General features: G+C 41.5%; 20 protein-coding genes. 5 read left to right on the top strand and 15 right to left on the bottom strand.

Annotation, left to right across the window (positions count from 1 at the left end):
* Positions 1–17 precede the first annotated feature (17 nt).
* The 3 genes from O6P32_RS02330 to kdsB form a co-directional block, all read right to left on the bottom strand.
* Positions 18–1139 carry an MORN repeat-containing protein gene (locus O6P32_RS02330; protein ID WP_269876557.1) on the bottom strand — a complete coding sequence of 374 codons (1122 nt, stop codon included), beginning with the start codon at positions 1137–1139 and terminating at the stop codon, positions 18–20.
* A gap of 75 nt (positions 1140–1214) precedes the next feature.
* Positions 1215–2504, bottom strand: coding sequence for a M16 family metallopeptidase (locus tag O6P32_RS02335; RefSeq protein ID WP_178265852.1), 1290 nt, complete (start codon positions 2502–2504; stop codon positions 1215–1217).
* Positions 2501–3265 carry a 3-deoxy-manno-octulosonate cytidylyltransferase gene (gene kdsB / locus O6P32_RS02340; RefSeq protein WP_178265853.1) on the bottom strand — a complete coding sequence of 255 codons (765 nt, stop codon included), beginning with the start codon at positions 3263–3265 and terminating at the stop codon, positions 2501–2503. The genes O6P32_RS02335 and kdsB overlap by 4 nt, the downstream gene beginning before the upstream one ends.
* 74 nt (positions 3266–3339) lie before the next feature.
* Here kdsB and O6P32_RS02345 point away from each other — a divergent pair, with 74 nt between their 5' ends.
* The gene (locus O6P32_RS02345) at positions 3340–3720 is read left to right on the top strand and encodes a 2-amino-4-hydroxy-6-hydroxymethyldihydropteridine diphosphokinase (protein ID WP_178265854.1); all 381 of its coding nucleotides are present in this window, start codon (positions 3340–3342) and stop codon (positions 3718–3720) included.
* A 2-nt stretch (positions 3721–3722) separates the two neighbouring features.
* Here the strand turns inward: O6P32_RS02345 and O6P32_RS02350 are convergent, their stop codons facing one another.
* From O6P32_RS02350 to O6P32_RS02365, 4 genes are all read right to left on the bottom strand, one after another.
* Positions 3723–5177: an ATP-binding cassette domain-containing protein gene (locus tag O6P32_RS02350; protein ID WP_269876559.1), complete on the bottom strand. Its 1455-nt coding sequence runs from the start codon at positions 5175–5177 to the stop codon at positions 3723–3725.
* 92 nt (positions 5178–5269) lie between these two features.
* On the bottom strand, positions 5270–7267 hold the full coding sequence (gene pulA, locus O6P32_RS02355; RefSeq protein ID WP_269876560.1) for a type I pullulanase: 1998 nt from the start codon (positions 7265–7267) through the stop codon (positions 5270–5272).
* Positions 7268–7279: 12 nt separating this feature from the next.
* Entirely contained in the window at positions 7280–7846 is a 567-nt protein-coding gene (gene ruvC / locus O6P32_RS02360; RefSeq protein ID WP_178265857.1) for a crossover junction endodeoxyribonuclease RuvC, read from the bottom strand.
* A complete protein-coding gene (locus tag O6P32_RS02365) occupies positions 7843–8148 on the bottom strand; it encodes a DUF4286 family protein (RefSeq protein WP_178265858.1) in 306 nt (101 codons plus the stop codon). The genes ruvC and O6P32_RS02365 overlap by 4 nt, the downstream gene beginning before the upstream one ends.
* Before the next feature lie 145 nt (positions 8149–8293).
* Between O6P32_RS02365 and O6P32_RS02370 the strand changes: the two genes are divergently transcribed.
* On the top strand, positions 8294–9958 hold the full coding sequence (locus O6P32_RS02370) for an AMP-binding protein (RefSeq protein WP_269876563.1): 1665 nt from the start codon (positions 8294–8296) through the stop codon (positions 9956–9958).
* A gap of 392 nt (positions 9959–10350) precedes the next feature.
* Here O6P32_RS02370 and O6P32_RS02375 read toward each other — a convergent pair whose 3' ends face one another.
* Together O6P32_RS02375 and O6P32_RS02380 are read right to left on the bottom strand one after the other, a co-directional pair.
* Entirely contained in the window at positions 10351–11454 is a 1104-nt protein-coding gene (locus O6P32_RS02375) for a TlpA disulfide reductase family protein (RefSeq protein ID WP_269876564.1), read from the bottom strand.
* A gap of 164 nt (positions 11455–11618) precedes the next feature.
* Positions 11619–11795, bottom strand: a complete 177-nt coding sequence (locus O6P32_RS02380) for a histone H1 (RefSeq protein WP_178265861.1) — start codon at positions 11793–11795, stop codon at positions 11619–11621.
* 218 nt (positions 11796–12013) lie between these two features.
* On the opposite strand from O6P32_RS02380, the gene O6P32_RS02385 reads away from it, so the two are divergent.
* Positions 12014–12913, top strand: a complete 900-nt coding sequence (locus O6P32_RS02385; protein WP_269876566.1) for a cation diffusion facilitator family transporter — start codon at positions 12014–12016, stop codon at positions 12911–12913.
* A gap of 67 nt (positions 12914–12980) precedes the next feature.
* Here O6P32_RS02385 and gap read toward each other — a convergent pair whose 3' ends face one another.
* The 4 genes from gap to O6P32_RS02405 form a co-directional block, all read right to left on the bottom strand.
* Positions 12981–13991, bottom strand: coding sequence for a type I glyceraldehyde-3-phosphate dehydrogenase (gap, locus tag O6P32_RS02390; RefSeq protein ID WP_178265863.1), 1011 nt, complete (start codon positions 13989–13991; stop codon positions 12981–12983).
* A gap of 278 nt (positions 13992–14269) precedes the next feature.
* Complete coding sequence (gene serS / locus O6P32_RS02395) at positions 14270–15544, bottom strand: serine--tRNA ligase (RefSeq protein WP_178265864.1); 1275 nt, start codon at positions 15542–15544, stop codon at positions 14270–14272.
* 343 nt (positions 15545–15887) lie between these two features.
* A complete protein-coding gene (locus tag O6P32_RS02400; protein WP_269876567.1) occupies positions 15888–16478 on the bottom strand; it encodes an aminotransferase class IV family protein in 591 nt (196 codons plus the stop codon).
* Positions 16462–17460 (bottom strand): aminodeoxychorismate synthase component I, encoded by a 999-nt coding sequence (locus tag O6P32_RS02405; RefSeq protein ID WP_269876568.1) that lies wholly within the window; start codon positions 17458–17460, stop codon positions 16462–16464. The genes O6P32_RS02400 and O6P32_RS02405 overlap by 17 nt, the downstream gene beginning before the upstream one ends.
* A 253-nt stretch (positions 17461–17713) precedes the next feature.
* On the opposite strand from O6P32_RS02405, the gene O6P32_RS02410 reads away from it, so the two are divergent.
* Positions 17714–18529 carry a metallophosphoesterase family protein gene (locus O6P32_RS02410; RefSeq protein WP_178265867.1) on the top strand — a complete coding sequence of 272 codons (816 nt, stop codon included), beginning with the start codon at positions 17714–17716 and terminating at the stop codon, positions 18527–18529.
* On the top strand, positions 18510–19169 hold the full coding sequence (locus O6P32_RS02415) for a hypothetical protein (protein ID WP_269876569.1): 660 nt from the start codon (positions 18510–18512) through the stop codon (positions 19167–19169). Before O6P32_RS02410 ends, O6P32_RS02415 begins: the two co-directional genes overlap by 20 nt.
* Before the next feature lie 12 nt (positions 19170–19181).
* On the opposite strand, the gene O6P32_RS02420 is transcribed toward O6P32_RS02415, so the two are convergent.
* Together O6P32_RS02420 and O6P32_RS02425 are read right to left on the bottom strand one after the other, a co-directional pair.
* The gene (locus tag O6P32_RS02420) at positions 19182–20426 is read right to left on the bottom strand and encodes an ABC transporter permease (protein ID WP_178265869.1); all 1245 of its coding nucleotides are present in this window, start codon (positions 20424–20426) and stop codon (positions 19182–19184) included.
* A 17-nt stretch (positions 20427–20443) separates the two neighbouring features.
* Complete coding sequence (locus O6P32_RS02425; protein WP_269876571.1) at positions 20444–21646, bottom strand: pyridoxal phosphate-dependent aminotransferase; 1203 nt, start codon at positions 21644–21646, stop codon at positions 20444–20446.
* Positions 21647–21671 lie beyond the last annotated feature (25 nt).

Here is a 21671-nt window from a genome sequence, read left to right on the forward strand (position 1 = left end):
TCTTGTCTCGTTACCGTTTATTTCTGTTCGCTCAACAAACGCCCGGAGCGATATACACATTTCCGTATCAACTTGCCAGTGGCATCTTTTTCAAGGAAATCACCGTCTTTCAGACCATTCTTAAAGTTTCCTTCAAAACGTGTACCGTTCTTGGTGACAAGTACTCCCGCTCCATTCTCTTTTCCTTTAGAGAAATTGCCGGTGTATACTGAACCATCTTGAGTACGCAACACTCCTTTTCCTTCTGCCAGATCGTTTTTCCACTCGCCTTCGTACTCATCGCCATTTCCCCATTTATAATGTCCTTTTCCCGAACGCTGGTTCTTTTTCCAGGAGCCTTCGTATATAGCTCCATTCGACCAGGTAAATGTACCGATGCCTTCTCTCCAGCCATTGCGGAACTGACCTACATACTTATCGCCATTAGGATAGGTATATACACCCTGTCCGGTGCGCTCTCCCTCCACATAATCGCCTTCGTAGCGTTCGCCATTCTGGAAATAATAAACGCCTTTTCCATCTTGCACATCATCGCTCCAGTCGCCTACATATTTATCACCATTCGTATAATAGAAGGTACCTTTTCCTTCACGATACCCGCTTTTCCATTCGCCATCGTAACTCGAACCGTCTTCCCAGGTCATTACTCCCTTTCCGTCTTTCAGGTCTTCCTTCCACTCTCCTTCGTACTTCGCTCCTCCCTTCCAGGTATATACACCCTGTCCGTTTCGCTTGTCCCGATGCCATACTCCCACATATACATCGCCATTATAATAAGACATGGTTCCCTCTCCTTCCTGAGTATCGGCATACCACATTCCTTCATAGCGATTATTGTTCATAAAGTAGAAAGTTCCCTTTCCATGACGCTGGTCCTGATACCATTGTCCTACGTATTTTTTTCCGTCAGTAGAGGTCCAGGTTCCTTCTCCTTCCCGTTTCCCCTTTACGTATTCGCCCTCGTAGATATCTCCGTTTTTATAAACGGTACGGCCTTTTCCATTGGGACGGCGGCCTTTCAGCTCACCGGTATATTCCGAACCATCCTTAAACTGATAATAACCTAATGACAATTGGGCAAACGACGACACATTTCCCCACATCATGAAAGCGAACAACAAATAAATATATTTACGCATGCTTGATATTCTTCTGTTTTTAAAATGAAATGATAGTCAAAATTAAGATTTTAAAAAGATACTATTACCATTTCATTACACTTTTTTACCTGCAACCACCTCTATTAAGTTTTCTTTGCACAAATACTTTTCGGCAAGCTGTCTGATTTCATCGGCGGTCACTTCTCTGATAGCCTTCACCGAACGGTCGAAGAACTGATTGTCTAAGCCCGAAGTTTCAATGAAAATCCATGCATCCGACAAGGAGAAAGCACTTTCATAAGAACGACACATATCGCCCAACATGTAGTTGCGTACCATATCCAGTTCTTTCTCGTCTACCCGCTCAGTACGCAGGATATCTATTTCCTTATACACTTCGGCAATGAGAGGTTCTACATATTCATTGGCAGCTTCACTGCTAATTACCAGCACACCTGTATCAGGATAACAGACTACTCCGGCACTGATGCCGTAGGTATATCCTTTTTCTTCCCGGATGTTGGACATCAAACGGCTGCCGAAATATCCACCGAACAAAGTAATGAGTACGCGCAACTTCAAATAATCCGGATGCATACGATTCAAAGAGAATCCACCCATCTTGACAGAACCTTGCAGCGCCTCTTCCTTCTCAATGAAAACACGCTTACGGTCGTCGGGGGCCGCAGCAAACTCTCCGTGATGCACTCGTTGGGAAACATCTCCCCATGCAGCATCGCCAAATTGCTGTTCGATGCAACGAACGACCTCTGGAGTTACCTTTCCGGAAACATAAGCTGAACAGTTGGCCGAATGATAGCAGGTCTGATAAAAACGTTTCAGTATCTCAGGAGTTATGCGGTCGTAATCTTCCAACTCGGCATAGCGTCCCAACGGATGCGAGTTGCCGAACAAAGACCGATTCAACTGCTTGCGTGCCAGAACCTCTACCCGCTCCGAGTTGACCAGATACTGCTGCTTGTTGATTTCCGTTACCACTTGAAGTTCTTTCTCCGGGAAAACCGGCTCCTTCACCATAGAAGCCAATATTTCAAGAGTCTGCGGAAAATATTTTACCAGTGAATAGAGAGTGACGAAACCATAATTGACAGAAGATGACAAATCGAGCCACGCGCCATAATAATCGAGTTTTTCCGCTATTTCGGCAGAACTCATACTCGATGTACCTTCGCGCAGCATACGGTTTGTAAACATCGCCTGCAAGGGTTGTTCCTGGTTCCATTGTCCTCCTTGAATCAGCAGGTCAAAGCGTACAACATCCTCACTACCCGCCTGAATAATATTCAGGGGCATACCGTTTCGCATGACATGAAGCTGGGGCTTCTCAATAGAAAAATGGTCTATCTGACAAATCTTCGGGGCTACAGTTCTATCCAGCTTCATCCTATAATTTCTTTATGTGCTTGTAAGAACTGTTCTGCACGAACCAAATCCTGAGGAGTATCGATTCCTATTGTCTCTACCGTAGTGATTCCTACCTTTATCGTATATCCGTTTTCCAGCCATCTGAGTTGTTCAAGCGACTCAGCCAGTTCCAGAGAACTCTGAGGCAAAGCGGTAATTTCTTTCAACACAGCTGCACGGTAAGCATAAAGTCCGATATGCTTGTAATAGGTATGTCCGCTCAACCATTCTATCTTTTCCTTATTCCGCTGATAAGGGATGATGGAACGGCTGAAATACAATGCATTCATATTACGGTTGACTACCACTTTTGGGGAATTGACGTTTTCGAGTGCATCGAATCCGTCTTCCGGAGTAAACGGTTTGACCAAAGTAGCAATCTGGGTTGCATCATCTTCAAAACAAGCTTTAATCGCTTCCAGCTGCGAACGCTGTATAAAAGGTTCGTCGCCTTGTATATTGACAATGACATCGTATCCGCTTCCTACCTTACAGAAGGCCTCATAACAACGGTCGGTTCCGCTCTTATGATCGACTGATGTCATTACTACTTTTCCACCAAAAGCCTTTACGGCTTCTTCTATACGAACATCGTCGGTTGCTACATAAGCCTCATCAAGTACACCGACTACTTGTTCGTACACTCTCTGAATAACAGTTTTTCCTCCCAATATTGCCAATGGTTTAGCAGGGAACCGGGTGGAAGCATATCTTGCAGGAATAATTCCAATAAATTTCATGTCTTTATACTCATTATTAATAACACGCAAATTTAAGAAAAAAATATAATTTTGCAGACCAAAACATTACAAATATGAATCAGCATCACCGTTGCCTCATCTGTTTAGGTTCAAACCACAACGGAGTGGCACACTTGAAAAGTGCAGAGCAGGAACTCGAAAAAATCTCATCCGGTATCCATTGGGGAAATGCGGTAGAGACGGCTGCAGAAGATACCGCATCTTCCGGTTCTTACCTGAATCGTGCAGCCTTGATGAATACTACTCTGAATAAGGAAAAACTTATAGAAGAATTCAAGAAGATAGAAAGCCGGCACGGAAGAACGGCTACCGGCAAACAGCAAGGAATTGTACCGCTGGACATCGACCTGCTGACGTACGATGATGAAATTGTAAAGCCTGCTGACTTGAAAAAGAGCTACGTACAGCAGGCTTTACAATCGGTTGTGCAATAAACTTATCTGCCAGAACGACGAAGAAACAGACGATGATCGATACAATCCGGCAGTTCTTCTTCATAATGTGTTACCATCACCAAAGTCTTTGACGGACGCTGACAGAAAGTTTCTATGATATCCTTTACCAAACGGCGGTTGTATAAATCCAGTCCATGAAGAGGTTCGTCGAGAACCAGCAGTTCCGGATCTTTTACAAAAGCACGCACCAGCAGAATCATCCGCTGTTCTCCGCTGGAGAGTTGAAGGAAGCTGCGGTCTTTCAGCTCTTTCACTCCAAAGATATCCATCCACCACTCGCAAATCTGCAGGTCTTCATCTTTTACCTTCTTGTATAGTCCGATAGAGTCGTGAAGACCACTCGCTACAATTTCAATGGCAGGCAAATTCTTCAGATAAGAACGGTGCATCTCCGGACTGACGTAACCGATATGTTTCTTGATATCCCATATGCTCTCTCCGCTTCCCCGCTTGTATCCGAAAAGGGTGATGTCGCAGGCATAGCTTTGCGGATTATCGGCACATATCAGACTGAGCAATGTGGATTTTCCGGCTCCGTTTTCTCCACTTAAAGCCCATTTTTCCCCACGGTTCACACTCCAGTCGAGCCCGGAAAGAATGGTACGTTCACCGTATCGGATGCAGACCTGATTGAGCTGTATTACACTGGATGATGAATAAGTATCTGCTCTATCTGGAAGAGTCAGAATGCGCTGCCGCTTTTCTTCGCTCAGCACACGGCTGGGAACAGGCTGCCGGGAAGCCTCATATTCCTGCAAGGTCATTTTCGGACTGCAGATACGACTGTTTACCGATACGACATGAGTAATAAAATCAGGAATATCGTCACTTTTGGAGAGCACCAGTATAACCTGCAGTTTGGTCTGTTCTACCAGTTTCTTCAACAAGTCATGCAACAAAGAACGCGTCTTCGCATCCAGTCCGATGAAAGGATTGTCCATCACCAGTATACGAGGATTACCCAACAGAGTCTTTGTCAGCTGAAACTTACGCAATTCTCCACTCGACAACAGAATAATGTGTTTATCGAGCATCTCTTCTACTCCAAACAAATCGTAAAGCACTTTCTTCAGGCTTTCATCCTTACTTTCAGGGAGCAAATCGCGTACCAGCGGAGTATCGTCAATATCATGCGAATTCCAACGTTGCTGATAATAATAGGTGCTATCAGCTTCTCCGTAAGAGTCGCGGAAGGTGATGTATTTGATATGATCGGAAACCAAATTGGAAGAAGAAGGCGAAAAGTCATAACGTACTTCATTATTCAATAAAGGGTAACGGCCTGTCAGTGTTTCGACCAATAAAGTTTTTCCTCCTCCATTAGGACCTACAATAGCCCAATGCTCGCCTTCCAGCAGTTGAAGGTTAATAGGAGCATCCAACCGGTAAAGAGGATGACGAGCTACTCCATTTTCTATTTCTATTACTTTTTTCATAAAGTTCTTCCTATAAATAAAGAAAAAAGAATCCGTAAACAACCAATTCAGTATTCACAGATTCTTTTTCCATCATAAACTATTCCATTTAATTACTGATGAGCAATCATTGCAGAACGCGGACCGACTGTCAGTTTACCTCCATTGGCATGTCCGAAACCGTTCTTCAAATCAATCTTTCCATCTTTGCATACAATCCGGTATAAGCCTTCTGGTACAGTTACCGTAATCGGCTCTGTACGTGCATTCAGCACAACAACAGTATTTCTCCAGGAATCCCCACAAGGATTACCTTTCAGACAGAAAGCTACCACATTGGTTGCCTGTACCGGAATAAACTCCAAATGCTTCCGGATAAGGTCGGCATCTCCCATACGGAAAGCCGGATGCGCCTTACGCATGGCTATCAATTCTTTTATATAATCGAAGACCTCCCGATTGTGAGTCTTATTGCGCCAATCAATTGCATTAATCTCATCCGGACTATTATAGGAATTGGCAACTCCTTTCTTGTCTCGCAACACCTCATCTCCTGCAAAGATAAAGGGTACACCTTGAGAAGTAAAGACTGCAGTTTCTGCCAGTTTCTGCAATGTACGCAGTTCTTGCAAAGAGGCTTTGGGCAGAGTTGTCTTCAAGCGGTCAGTCAGACATAAATCGTCATGGCAACTTACATAACTGATAAACTGAGTAGGTTGGTTAGCCCATATCTTCGGTACACGATGCACTGAATCTGTATTGACCTGAGGATGTTTCACTCCACCTACAATTCCAAATTTAATGCCCGCTTCATGCCCAGGTTTTCCTATCACAAAAGCACCTTTTGAATCGTCCCCCCAAGCTCCGCGCAAACTATCACGATATTCATCACTAAAAGCAGCTATACCAGGCATCTGATAAGTATTGTTCTTCATTGCCAGCTGATCCTCCGGCAATTGTGGCTTTCCTGCGGCCCATCCTTCACCATATATATAAATAGTAGGATCAACCTTATCAAGGGCGGCACGAATTGCTTTCATTGTCTCAATATCGTGAATACCCATCAAGTCGAAACGAAAACCATCAATATGATATTCTGTCGCCCAATATACGACAGACTCTACCATATATTTACGCATCATAGCCCGGTCACTTGCGGTTTCATTACCACATCCCGAAGCATTGGCAAACTTACCTTCTTCATCTGTCCGATAGAAATAACCCGGTACTGTACGTTCAAAATTGCTGCCTTTCGTCAACGCCGTATGATTGTATACTACATCCATAATCACACGGATTCCGGCTTTGTGCAGAGCCATTACCATTTGCTTGAACTCACGAATACGCACCTCCGGACGATAAGGATCTGTAGAATAGGAACCATCTGGCACATTATAATTCTTCGGATCGTATCCCCAATTATACTGCGGCTTTTCCAGTTTTGTTTCATCTACAGAAGAAAAATCGAACGAAGGAAGTAAATGTACATGAGTAATACCTAATTCTTTTAAATGGTCGATACCAGTTTTCTCTCCCAGAAATGTATGTGTGCCTTCTTCTGTCAATGCAAGAAACTTACCACGATTGCGGATACCGGCTACAGTATCAATGGAAAAATCACGATGATGCATTTCATAAATCATGATATCGGCAAAACTCTTCAACGAAGGACGAACATCTTGTTTCCACCCTTCCGGATCAGTACTATCCAAATCCAAAATAGCAGCACGGTCTCCATTTACGCCTACAGCTTTAGCCATTACTCCCGGAGTATCTCCCTGCCATACATCGTCTATCTTTACATTAAAAGTGTAGAATTTCCCTGCCAGATTTTCGTTTACTACAGCCTCCCACATTCCATCATTTACGGCTTCCATCGGAATCATCCTATAAGAAGATCCACCTTGTCCCTCTTCATAAAGAAGCACACGTACCTCTTGTGCAGTCGGAGCCCAAAGTGCAAATTTTGTCTCAGAAGGAGAATAAACCATTTCCTCCCACTTTCCCTCAAAAAAAGGATATTCATCAAAAGAACTATACGCTTTCTGATGAGAATGATTACAGCCACACAGTGCAAGCATTGACATAGCGATAAAACACCTTATTTTCATAATTGCATGTATTTATTTCACTTTTTCCGGATTCTTTGCTATATAATCTTTCCAGCTTGAATATTTTTGCTGTATAGCAGGACGCCCCATCTGTAAATAATGACAATAGGCCGCACCTAAAGCATCCGTAGCGTCCATAAAAGGTCCTATTTCTGAATCGGGTATATGAAGCATACGTTTCAGCATATCGGCAACTTGCTCTTTGGTTGCCTGACCATTTCCTGTAATTGCCATTTTAATTTTCAAGGGAGCATACTCTGTCACAGGAATATCCCGACACAAAGCAGCTACAATGGCTACGCCTTGTGCACGTCCCAACTTCAGCATGGACTGTACATTCTTTCCAAAAAAAGGAGCCTCAATGGCCAACTCATCGGGAAGATACGATGATATTATTCCTTGTACTCTCTCGTAAATATGTTTTAACTTCAGATAAGAGTCTGAACAACGGCGCAAGTCAATAACTCCCAAACTTAAGACTTCAGGTTTAGTGCCAGTCACCTTCAGCACTCCATAACCCATAATATTCGTACCTGGATCGATACCCAGAATTATCTTTTCTTTTACCGGACAAATCACTTGATAACCTCCATTAATGTAGGAAATCCAATCACTTTATCTTTAAAAAGTTTTATCATTTCCTCGTTCAAATGAGCACCTTGTTTTGTATGCCAACGATGGAGAGCTGCACTGTCTTCTACTTCCCACTGCAACGAAAAACACTCGCTGTCCTGTTCCTTATGGCTCAATATACGCAAAATACGAGGGTTATGCAATTCACCCGACTTCTCTACTGCAGGAATATAACATTCATTCAACCAAATCACAAAATTGCGTGCATCGTTTATCTGCACATGATAAGTAGTATTATATATCAACATAAATTGAGGTATTATTTTCCGCAAATATATCAAATATCCTTTAGTATGCGGATATTACTGTAAAATAAAATAGACTTGATATAAAGCATTCTCAGAAGTTTTTGTACTTTTGCGCACACTTACACGCTTAGTGTGCAAAACAACAATGGAAATACAAAATAGTTTTATAGAGCTTATCGAACAAAGCATCCGCAATAATTGGAATCAGGATGCGCTTACAGATTACAAAGGAATCACGTTGCAATACAAGGATGTAGCACGCAAAATAGAAAAGTTACATATCTTATTTGAACATATAGGCATTAAGCCTGGAGATAAAATAGCACTTTGTGGACGTAACAGTGCCAATTGGACAGCAACTTTCTTAGGTATTATCACTTACGGAGCCGTAGCCGTTCCTATCCTGCATGAGTTTAAAGCCGATAACGTACATAATATCGTCAACCACTCGGAAGCACGTATGTTATTTGTGGGTGATCAGGTGTGGGAAAACTTCAACGAAGCAGCTATGCCTCATTTAGACGGAATCATTGAATTGAAAAATTTCGATTTAGTGGTTTCCCGCTCTAAAGAACTTAGTTACATACGTGAACATTTAAACGAAGAATTCGGTAAACGCTATCCGTGCCGCTTCCGTGCCGAACAGGTTAATTACCGAAGAGAGTTACCGGAAGAACTTGCTGTAATCAATTACACATCAGGAACAACCGGATACTCCAAAGGGGTAATGCTTCCTTATCGCAGCATCCTATCTAATATTATCCACATCCACGATAAAGTAGGATTGAAACCGGGTGACAGAATCGTTTCCATGCTTCCGTTAGGACACATCTTCGGCCTGGTATTCGATTTCCTATATGGAATGACAGTAGGCGCTCACCTTTGGTTCCTGACACGTATGCCAAGTCCTAAAATCATTGCAGAATCATTTGCAGAGATCCGCCCACGTGTCATAGCATGCGTTCCTCTGATTGTAGAAAAGATTTTCAAGAAAAACATTCTCCCTAAAGTAGACAACCGAATGGGAAAACTTTTACTGAAATTACCTATCATCAGTGATCGTATCAAAGAACAAATCCGCCAACAGGCGATGGAGGTATTTGGAGGTAACTTTATTGAAATTGTAGTAGGAGGTGCTCCTTTCAATCCCGAAGTAGAAGCCTTTCTTAGAAAAATCAATTTCCCATATACCATAGCCTATGGCATGACCGAATGCGCTCCTCTCATCTGCCACAGCCGATGGGATGAAATTCTTTATACCTCCTGTGGCAAAACTGTAGCCAATATGGAAACTCGCGTATTGTCATCCGATCCAGAAAAAATACCAGGAGAACTTGTATGCAAAGGGGCCAATGTAATGTTGGGATATTACAAGAACGAAGAAGCTACGGCACAAACTATCGATAAAGACGGATGGTTACATACCGGTGATATGGCTATTAAAGATAAGGAAGGAAATATTTTTATCAAAGGACGTTGCAAGAACATGCTTCTGACGGCTTCCGGACAGAACATCTATCCTGAAGAAATAGAAGCTCGACTTAACAATATGCCTTTTGTAAACGAATCTCTCGTAATTCTTTCTGGTGATAAGCTTATAGCTTTAGTATATGCAGACAACGAAGAAGCATATGCACAAGGGTTCAATACAAAACAATTGGAAGAAGCTATCGAAAACAACAGAATAGAACTTAATAAAGTGTTACCTGCCTATTGCCAGATAACACGAGTCAAATTATATCCAGAAGAGTTTGAGAAAACGGCCAAGAAAAGTATCAAACGATTCTTGTACCAAGACATAGCCTTATAAAAAGAATTATTATAAAAAGAAAAGAGACTGCAGGGGAAAGGCAGTCTCTTCTTTTTTCAAGACAAACTCTTTTGTCCTGTAAATTCATACTTTCACAAGCACAAATTTTGTTTATAAATCTATTACTATGAAAAACATGTATATAACACCAGACTTGGCCTTTTTGTTCTTCATACACTTCAAATAAATTACAATTTAACCTTTATTAATATTCAACTAATATTACTTCTACTACAAATGCTCTCTTACTCATTCTTACAAGGCACTATCAATCAAACTCTTAAAAGGAAATATTTCCCTTCCTTAAAAAGATAACCAACAAACACATACAAACAAAAAAAGCTGAATTGAACTTTCGTTCAATCCAGCTTCCTACAGAAATATTCTATTGATTATTTCATCAATTCTCCTAATTTCTTACCCAAATCATCACCACGCAAATCACGTGCTACAATAGTACCTTCCTGGTCTACCAATACAGTAGCCGGAATACCACGTACTCCATACAACTTAGCACCTTCGCACTGCCAACCTTTCAAGTCAGACATTTGAGGCCAAGTAATATTCAAGTCAGTGATTGCTTTCTTCCATTTATCCAGGTCTTCATCCAAAGAAACACCTACAATGCCAAAACCTTTAGCTTTAAAGTTTTTATAAGCTTCTACAACAACCGGCATTTCTCGACGGCAAGGACCACACCAGCTTGCCCAGAAATCAATCAATGTATATTTATTCTGAGAGATGAAGTCAGACAACTTCACAGTCTGTCCTTCCGGAGTGTTCATTGAGAAGTCTGTGAATTTCTGTCCTACCGCAGTTTTCTTCAATACACTGAAATAGTTTTTCAATTCTACCACTTTTTCATTATTACTGAAAGCAGCTGGCACCTTATCCAACAGAGGTTCTACCTTTTCTGCAGGGAAAGATGATCCATAAGAAGCCAACATGTGTACTCCCATTGCATTGTCAATATTTGAAGCCATTGCATTGAGAACCATCTCCATTCCAAGACTATCTTTCTTATCCAGTTCTTTCATTATTTCTTCACGCTGTGCATCAGTCAGTGTAGAATCTGCCATTGATTTACGGTACATTTCTCTCATTTCTTTGCTCAATGCACCATATTCTCCCATAAATTTCTGATAAGCGTCATTGCACAAAGTACCAGCAACAGTGCTTTCTCCCTTTGGAGCCAAGTTTACATTGATTACTCCATTTTCAAGGAACACCATAGTCATCATGCGCTGGTTGTTAGACCAACAAGTTACGTAACGGCTCACTGTTACAGAGTCGGGAGTACCCTTAAACTCGAAAGCACCCGCTTTAACTACAGCTGAATCCTTCTTTACAAAATTACCATCTACATAATCCTGCAAAAATACAGTTTCACCATCTGCTACACCTTCTGCAGTACCTTTGATGGTATAGCCTGCTTTTTCCTGACATGAAGCAAGTGCCAACAAACCGGCAGTTGCCAAAAACATAAATTTCTTCATTGCTTTGTATAAAATTTAAAAGTAGTGGACAAAGATAAACCTTTAAATCGAGAATAGAGTATGTATGGACATAAAAAATATTCTCTTAATATAAAGCCCCACAAAAAAGAAAGAGATTGCATCATTCATCAACGATACAATCTCTTCCTAATATTGGGAAAATGTTATTTTTTTGATTCTTCCAAAGAAGCTTTTCTAAATTCTTTCAACACTTTTTCCAATTCCAAAGATGCCTTGCGTGCGCGAGTACCAGCAGCCTTGTTACCTTTTTCAATCTGCTGTTCTGCATCTGCAACCAACGCAGCATTCAATTCCTTAATTTTTGCAAGTAATTCGTTCATAGTTTTAATTTTTTATTTTTAAACATTATCAAAGTAAATACAAATCGCTTAATTTCATTCATTTATGCCTTCTTTTTTTACTTTTTTTAATACAAAACAATGCTTTTAATTGCAACCGAGTTGCAAACAGACATCATCTCCCTTTTTTCAAGGCTCAACAACATGGTTATATGACGTAACAACTATACTTTTGTCTGAAACTTTTAAAATAAAAAGATATGAAATCTCATCATTCACACCAGTACAGTCATCCCGTTACATCCCTCAACTCTATCTTTATTATCTGCATCATTCTAAATTTATCTTTTGTTGTTGTGGAAGCCGGAATAGGATTTATATATCATTCTCTCGGTCTATTGTCGGATGCCGGTCATAACCTAAGCGATGTATTCAGCCTGCTTCTGTCTTTATTTGCCTTCCGAATAGCCAGACACCGGAGTAACCGTCATTTTACCTATGGATATAAGAAAAGCACCATATTAGTATCCCTGACCAATGCCATTATCTTACTTATCGCAGTCGGAGGTATACTGATAGAAAGTATTTACAAATTAAGAAATCCTGAACAAATATCAGGAGAAGCGATATCATGGACTGCCGGTGCCGGCATTATAGTAAACGGCATTACAGCCTGGCTGCTGATGAAAAAACAAAAGCACGATCTTAATGTACGGGGAGCTTTCCTGCACATGGCCATGGACACACTGGTTTCTGTCGGTGTAGTGATATCCGGCTTTATCATCATTTATACCGGTTTTACGCTGATAGACACCTTTATCAGCTTACTTATTGCACTCATCATCCTGCTTTCTACATGGCGACTTCTGAAAGAAAGCATGTGCCTTTCGCTTGATGCAGTACCAAGCAGCATCCATATAAATGAAATAGAAAAGATGATTTCCAATATTCCTGGCATACAAAGCTGGCACCATCTGCACATATGGGCAATAAGTACTACAGAAAATGCGGCCACCATACACATTGTATTGGAAGATATCAGACAGATGGAAAACATCAAACAGCAGCTAAGACACAAAATGCATGAAATGAACATCCAGCATATCACGATAGAATGCGAAGCTTCCCCGTATATCTGCAACGAACCACATTGCTGCTGATAAATATAACAACAAAAAAAGCCACCGGAAATTCCGGTGGCTTTGCTTATATGGTTGTAAGAACTGATTAGCAGTTTACAGAAGCCATGTGAGCGATCAAATCCAATACTTTGTTAGAGTAACCGATTTCGTTGTCATACCAAGAAACAACTTTAACGAAAGTATCAGTCAAAGCGATACCAGCTTTAGCATCGAAGATAGAAGTGTGAGTGTCACCCAAGAAGTCAGAAGAAACAACTGCATCTTCAGTGTAACCCAGGATACCCTTCAATTCGCCTTCAGAAGCTTCCTTCATTGCAGCGCAGATTTCAGCGTAAGTAGCAGGTTTAGCCAAGTTTACAGTCAAGTCAACAACTGAAACGTCCAAAGTCGGAACACGCATTGACATACCAGTCAATTTACCGTTCAATTCAGGGATAACTTTACCTACAGCTTTAGCAGCACCAGTAGAAGAAGGGATGATGTTACCAGAAGCAGCACGACCACCTCTCCAGTCTTTCATAGAAGGACCGTCAACTGTTTTCTGAGTAGCAGTTGTAGAGTGAACTGTAGTCATCAAACCGTCAGTGATACCCCATTTGTCGTTCAAAACCTTAGCGATAGGAGCCAAGCAGTTAGTAGTACAAGAAGCGTTAGAAACGAACTGAGTACCTTTAACGTAAGTCTTTTCGTTTACACCGCATACGAACATCGGAGTGTCATCTTTAGAAGGAGCTGACATTACAACATATTTAGCACCAGCTTCAAGGTGAGCCTGAGCTTTTTCTTTAGTCAAGAACAAACCAGTAGATTCTACTACGTATTCAGCACCTACTGCATCCCAAGCCAATTCTTTAGGATCTTTGCAAGCTGTTACACGGATTTCTTTACCGTTAACGATCAATTTGCTGTTTTCAACGTCTGCTTCGATAGTACCGTCGAACTGACCGTGCATTGTATCATATTTCAACATGTAAGCCAAGTAATCTACTGGGCACAAGTCGTTAATACCTACGATCTGGATATCGTTTCTTTTCTGAGCTGCACGGAATACGAAACGGCCGATACGACCGAAACCGTTAATACCTACTTTAATCATCTTAGTTAAATTTTAAAGGTTTTATAATAAACTTTATAAACGCTCGCATAAAATAAAGGAAGAATATAAAATTCTTTTGCACCCCTCCTTATAACGCACTGCAAAAGTAAGCATTTCTTTTGAAAAGCGTACATGAAACCATGATTATTTTAACAAAAAAATTATAATCGGACAGAAAAGAAAAAGAAAAATCCGATTGTTTCTTCTGGCCATGCATCAGCATTTCCCAAAAGAAACAACCGGACTTATTCTGTCTTCAAAATATCAGGATTTCTATCTTAGTCAATTATGTCAAAGCCGCAGTACGGAACCAGTGCTTTCGGTATGCGGATGCCTTCCGGAGTCTGGTTGTTTTCAAGCAGAGCTGCTACAATACGAGGCAATGCCAATGCAGAGCCGTTCAATGTATGACAAAGTTCAGTTTTCTTGTCAGCATTACGATAACGGCATTTCAAGCGGTTAGCCTGATAAGTATCGAAGTTAGAAACAGAACTTACTTCCAACCAGCGTTTCTGTGCTTCCGAATATACTTCGAAGTCGAAGCACAACGCAGCTGTAAAGCTCATATCACCACCGCACAGACGGAGAATACGATACGGCAATTCCAGTTTCTTCAGCAAGCCTTCTACATGATCCAACATTTCCTGATGAGACTGTTTAGAATGTTCCGGTTTATCGATACGAACCAACTCTACTTTAGAGAATTCGTGCAAACGGTTCAAACCACGTACATCCTTACCATAAGAACCTGCTTCACGACGGAAACACTGTGTATAGGCACAATTCTTGATAGGCAACTGCTTTTCATCCAGAATCACATCACGGTAGATGTTTGTTACAGGTACTTCTGCAGTAGGGATAAGATACAGATCATCCAAATTGCAGTGATACATCTGACCTTCCTTGTCGGGCAACTGACCTGTGCCGTAACCAGAAGCAGCATTCACTACTGTAGGAGGCATAATTTCTTCGTAACCAGCAGCACGAGCCTCATCGAGGAAGAAATTAATCAACGCACGCTGCAAGCGAGCACCTTTACCTTTATATACAGGGAAACCTGCACCGGTAATCTTCACACCCAAATCGAAATCTATCAAATCGTATTTCTTTGCCAGTTCCCAGTGAGGCAGAGCATCTTTCGGAAGTTCAGTTTCCATTCCTCCCATTTTTTCTACCACATTGTCTTCGGCACCTGTTCCTTCGGGTACACTGTCGTAAGGCACATTAGGAATGGTATACAATACATTCTGCATATCTTCTGCAGCCTTATCCATTTCTGCCTGCAAACCTTTGCTTACTTCCTTGATTTCAGCTACACGAGCTTTGGCAGCTTCGGCTTCTTCTTTTTTGCCTTCTTTCATCAGCATACCGATGCTCTTCGAGATGGAGTTTACTTCTGCCAGGTTTCTGTCCAACTGATTTTGCGCATTGCGTCTTCTGTCATTCAGCTCAAGCACTTGTGCAATGGTTTCTTTTGCATTTGCAAAATGCTTCTTCTCCAATCCGCGAATTACCTTCTCGGTATCTTCTGTAATTTGTTTAATAGTAAGCATATCTTTATGTTTTAATATCTTAATTTCCTGTTTTGCGATGCAAATATATAGCTTTTTTAAGAAAAAAAGGAGACTGGCTTCATTTTATTGCAAAGTCTGTTTATACAATAGGGCGAAACCCCTCTCCTCACCCTTCACATAAGGGTTGTTTCACCCTGTTGCCGACATATATCAGCAAATCAATTCCAGACGTATATCCGACGGCACCGGCTATACAGCCGACAGCGCTGACTGCGGAAACGACATCGCCGATTATGCATCCGACGTCGTCGGATACAGTACACAAACGTTCACAAGAAGTTATATTACCATTGTCCTTTCACCTTTTATTTTATGGCAACAATTACTCTAGAACATTTTCAACAGACAGTTCCAATTCTCCAAATTCAATCATTGCATTGAACAGACGGATATGGGTATAATCTGCCAGCTGACCGGCTTTTATCGGATATTCTGTTACAAGGCCTTCATTGAGCAGGCGCTGCCGGTGAGTTCCGTTCAGCAGAGGGGAAGAAGGAGTATGCCATTCCCGTCCATTCCACAAAGCAATATTGGCAATGGAGGTATCTGTGAGGAATCCGTGCCGCACAATCAGGACATCGTCGGCCTGTTCCCGTTGTGCAAACAGACGGTCGAGTACCGAACGGTCTGCCCATTTGAAACGGTAGTCTATTGTTTCATCCTGAATAAGTTTCAGTGAGGAAACCGGACGTATTGTATAAGGAAAATATTCCACCGACTCTATCTCGTAACCATACACCAGTCTGCAACGGGTACGCTCTTCATACCCCTCCGGATTGACAAAGTTCCGCACATCCAGCAAAGGGGAATCATTCCAAAAGAAACGCCGTGTTTCATTCATACGGCGATTGTGGTATTCTACATTTTTCAGTTCTCCGTTCTCTATACAGAGTGTTTCAATAAATCGGTACATATACTTTCTGTTTCATTTCTTCATATTCACTCCGTACATCACTCTTAAAAGTAATGCCTCCACCGCTTTTGTATACCATGCCTTGTTCTGTCTGCTCCAAGAAACGAATCAAGACTGCACTATCCAGATTATCACCATCAAAATACCCCATCACACCGGTATAAAAGCCACGGTGATAAGTCTCTGCCTCACGGATAATTTCTACAGTCTTCTTCTTGGGGGCACCGGTAATGGAACCGGCCGGAAGCATACAAAAGAACAGTTCGCCCAAACGACTGCGATAGTCTTCGGGCAGTCTGCCGCGTATCTCCGAACTCATCTGAAGCAGCGTACTCCGATGAGTAATGAGTTTTTCCAGATAGCGATAACGCATCACGGTAACTTCTGTGGCTACCTGACTCAGGTCATTGCGAATTAAATCGGTAATAGTAGCATGCTCGGCGGTTTCTTTCTCATCGCCCAGCAACTGCTCGCGGGCATGGGGCAAAGTGGCATCGATAGTGCCTTTCATGGGGTATGAATATATAAACCCGTCTTTTATGCGGACAAAGGTCTCGGGAGAAAAAACAGTAAAGGAATCTTTTACCCAAAGTTTATACTTTGCCCGTGCATGATCGAACACTTGCCGGAGCGTCAGGTTGGTGCGAACAGGAGTCGCACAGGTCAAATTGGTCAGAAAAGAATTGCCTCCGTATAAATTGCGGTAAACTATATCGAACGATCTGGCATATTCTTCAAACGACTGAGGAAAAGCCTGCCAGTCGAATGAATCTGGGAAAGGTGTGACTTTGTCTTTTACATTCGCTACATCGGGAAATACAAACAAGAGGTCTTCCGAAGAAAGCTTCGATGTTTCTTCCACCAAACACTTTTCTCCGTCGAAATCTACCAGAAAAAAGAAACTGCGCCGTTCGCTCCCCCACAGGTTCATACGCGAAACAGCTTCTTCCCGATTACAAAATACAAGATTACCTTTATTCATAATTATTTTCCGCAATAAAACTTAGACAGTGTGCAAAGATACAACGATTAAAAGGATATTTTGTTTTTTGTCCTATCTCTCTTACTAAATCCATTTGCCACTTCTGTCATTACACTCCGTTTTTACAAAATAGACTTCACCATTTTTCAAATTGACCAAAATACGGTGAAATAGAACACTTTTCCGGAGTAAACAATCTTCTTCTTTCTAAATTTAATATCTACTTTTGCCCATAACCAATTACAAATAAACCATGTATCAGACTAAATATTTATTTCAGTTATACACTCTGATTACGCTTTGCTTCCTATCCGGATGCGACATGATAGAGTATCACCCGTACGATTTAGATATAGACGGAGAGACCGGAATAAACGATAAAAACATTCAGGAAATAGAGCAAAGCCTGCAAACAAAAGAAACAATCTCTTTTGCAGTCATCAGCGATACCCAACGCTGGTACGATGAAACGGAAGATGCAGTAGAGAATATCAATGCACGCAATGACATTGACTTTGTTATACATACTGGAGATATTTCTGATTTCGGAATGAAACTGGAATTCGAGAAACAAAGAGACATCCTAAACCGTCTGACAGTTCCTTATGTATGCCTTTTAGGAAATCACGACTGCTTGGCCACTGGAAAAGAAGTGTTCAATCTAGTTTTCGGGAAAGAGAATTATGCTTTTACAGCAGGAGATGTACGTTTCATCTGCCTTAACACCAATGCCTTGGAATTTGACTATACAGAAGCTGTGCCCGATTTTACGTTTCTTCGTAACGAGCTTGAGAACCTTTCTCCTTCCATCAAAAAAACTGTAGTAGCAATGCATGCAGCCCCCTATTCCGAACAGTTTAACAACAATACGGCTTTTATCTTCCACGAGTACATCAAACTGTTTCCCAGTCTTCAGTTCTGTATTCATGGACATGGCCATACCCTCAGTGCAAAAGATTTATTTGAAGACGGAATCTTTTATTACCAATGTGCCAATATAGAAAAACGTTCCTATTTACATTTCACCATCACTCAAGATCAGTATACCTATGAAGTCATTGATTTTTAAAATTCATTTTCTCTTTATACTTATTTCCTTTCCTGCTTTGCTTTTTGCGGAATCGCCTTCCGATTCTGTCACAACAGTACGAAAATGGGATAAAAGAGTTCATTTAAGATATAAAGGATGGCAACGTTTAAAGCCGACTCATGTTAAATACCAATATGCAGGAGGCATGGGAGTTTCTTCTTTGGGTATAGGGTGGGATTACGGAAAGCGTACGCAATGGGAAACGGATTTCTTTGTAGGATATCTTCCTAAAAAATATGCAAACCAGTTCAGGCTTACCTTTACTGTCAAACAGAACTATATTCCTTTCAGCATTTCACTGAATGATCATTGGGCTATAGAACCTTTTTACTGTGGTCTTTATGTAACAACCATTGCAGGTGAAGAATTCTGGAAAAAAGAACCGGGCCGTTATCCTAACAAGTATTACAACTTCAGTACAAAACTCCGCCCTTATATTTTTATAGGACAACGAATAGGTTTCAACCCTCATCATAAAACATTACGAAACATCTCACTGTTCTACGAAGTCGGTACTTGTGAGTTATACATTATCAGTAAGGCTACTAACCATGCTCTTACAATGAAAGACATCTTAAGATTCTCTTTCGGAGCAAAGGTGCAGTTATTCAAAGAATAAACTCTTAGGGTATTATTCAAAACGAATGGACTTGGCCGGATGAATGCGGCTTATGAGATAAGACGGACCGACAAGCATCAGAACAGACACAATGAGTGTACAGATATTGAGCAACAGATAAATTCCCCAATTGAATTCAACCGGAACAAAGTCTACATAATAAGTAGCAGGATCGAGTTTTACGGGATGGAAGAAATACTGTATGACACAAATGGACAGTCCGATTGCATTTCCCCATATCATCCCCTTGGTAATAAGAAAGACCGAGAAAGATAGAAAGACTTTGCGGATAGCTGTATTGTCTGCTCCCAATGCCTTAAGCACTCCAATCATATTGGTACGTTCCAATATAATAATCAACAGACCGGATATCATGGTAAAGCCTGCGATTCCTATCATTAGAATCAAGATTACCCATACATTGATGTCCAGCAAATCGAGCCATGCAAAAATCTGAGGATACGCTTCTTCTACCGTACGGGAATAATATATGCTTCCATAACGATCTTCTTTCGTATCGAGATGTTCACGGAATCTATCGTTTACCCAATCCAGTTTACTATAATCAGAAACGGCTGCTTCCAGTCCACTTACCTGTTCGGACTTCCAGTTGTTCAAACGATTCACTGTATACAGGTCGGTCACCAGAAACAGATCGTCGTAAGCCGAAAAATTAGTCTGATAAATCCCTGCAACTGTCAAACGGCGAGCCCGTATCTTGCTTTCCAAATAATATGTATACAGCTTATCGCCTACTTTCAAAGATAATTTATTAGCGATAGTCCGTGATACCAGTACCTTACCACTCGATGCCGAATCTGCAAAAAGAGGAATCTCGCCTTCTTGCAGATGTTTCTTAAGGAAAGTCAGATCATATTCCTGTCCTATTCCTTTGAGTACCATTCCCTGGAAATTATCTGATGTCATAATCATGCCCGGTTTTGTAGAGTACCGCTGTACGTGGCTCACTTCCGGTACAGACTGCAACACCTGCATCAAGCTGTCATTTCCCACTATCGGTGTAGCCTGATAAGACTGAGCATCGTCCAAGCTGGTCACTAAGAGATCGGCTCCCAAGCCTACAACCTTATCGCGTACCTGATGCTTGAAGCCGATTACAACAGCCACCACTACAATCATGACAGCCAAACCAATGGCAATGCCTGCCACAGCAATATGTATGGCAGGCTTAGAGACTTCTTTTCCGTCTTTATTATTTTTGTAAATACGACGAGCTACAAATAGTTTCCAGTTCATATCAGCACGAAAATTGCTTAATCGTCTACTCTTCCCGGATAAGCGTCCAGAGCTTTACGTAGCACATAGAGAGCACGAACCAAATCTTCCTTTTTCAAAACGTAAGCTACACGTACCTCATTCTTTCCTTTACCCGGTGTGGTATAGAATCCGCTGGCCGGAGCCATCATGACGGTTTCTCCTTCATAGTCGAACTCCTCCAAACACCATGCACAGAATTTTTCACTGTCATCGACAGGAAGTTTGGCTACCGTGTAAAAAGCGCCCATAGGAATAGGAGAATAAACCCCTGGTATACGATTCAATCCGTCAATCAAACATTTACGACGCTCTACGTATTCGTCATACATTTCGCGAGTATATTCTTCCGGCTCATCCAATGAAGCTTCCGCTGCAATCTGTCCAATCAAAGGAGGACTCAAGCGTGCCTGACAAAACTTCATAACCGCTTTACGTACCTTGGGATTCTTTGTAATCAAAGCACCAATACGAATACCACACTCCGAATAACGCTTAGATACTGAATCAATCAAGACGACGTTCTGCTCTATTCCCTCCAAATGACAAGCCGAGATATAAGGAGAACCTGTATAAATGAATTCACGGTAAACCTCATCCGAGAACAAGAACAAATCGTACTTCTTTACCAAATCACGAATTTGATTCATTTCTCTTCGCGTATACAAATAACCGGTAGGGTTATTCGGGTTACATATCAAAATACCTTTGGTCCGTTCGTTTATCAGCTCTTCAAACTTCTCAACCTTAGGAAGGGAGAAACCTTCTTCGATTGTAGTCGTTACGGTACGAATAATTGCTCCTGCCGAAATAGCAAACGCCATATAATTGGCATACGCCGGTTCTGGTACAATGATTTCATCACCCGGATTCAAACAGCTCAAAAAAGCAAACAATACAGCTTCCGAACCTCCTGTTGTAATAATGATATCATCCGGATCCAAATGAATGGCATATTTCTCATAATACCCAACGAGCTTTTCCCGATAACTACGATAGCCTTGACTGGGACTATACTCAAGTACTGTGCGGTCGATATGTCGAATCGCATCAAGGGCGGCTCGAGGAGTAGGCAAATCCGGCTGACCGATATTCAAATGATAGACATGGATTCCTCTCTTTTTTGCATTCTCTGCCAAAGGAGCCAACTTTCTGATAGGTGACTCTGGCATTTCCTGACCTCTGATGGATATTTCTGGCATATACAATAATTTTAAAACATTATTG

Source organism: Phocaeicola acetigenes, assembly GCF_027529745.1.
In the GTDB taxonomy this organism is placed as follows: domain Bacteria; phylum Bacteroidota; class Bacteroidia; order Bacteroidales; family Bacteroidaceae; genus Phocaeicola; species Phocaeicola acetigenes.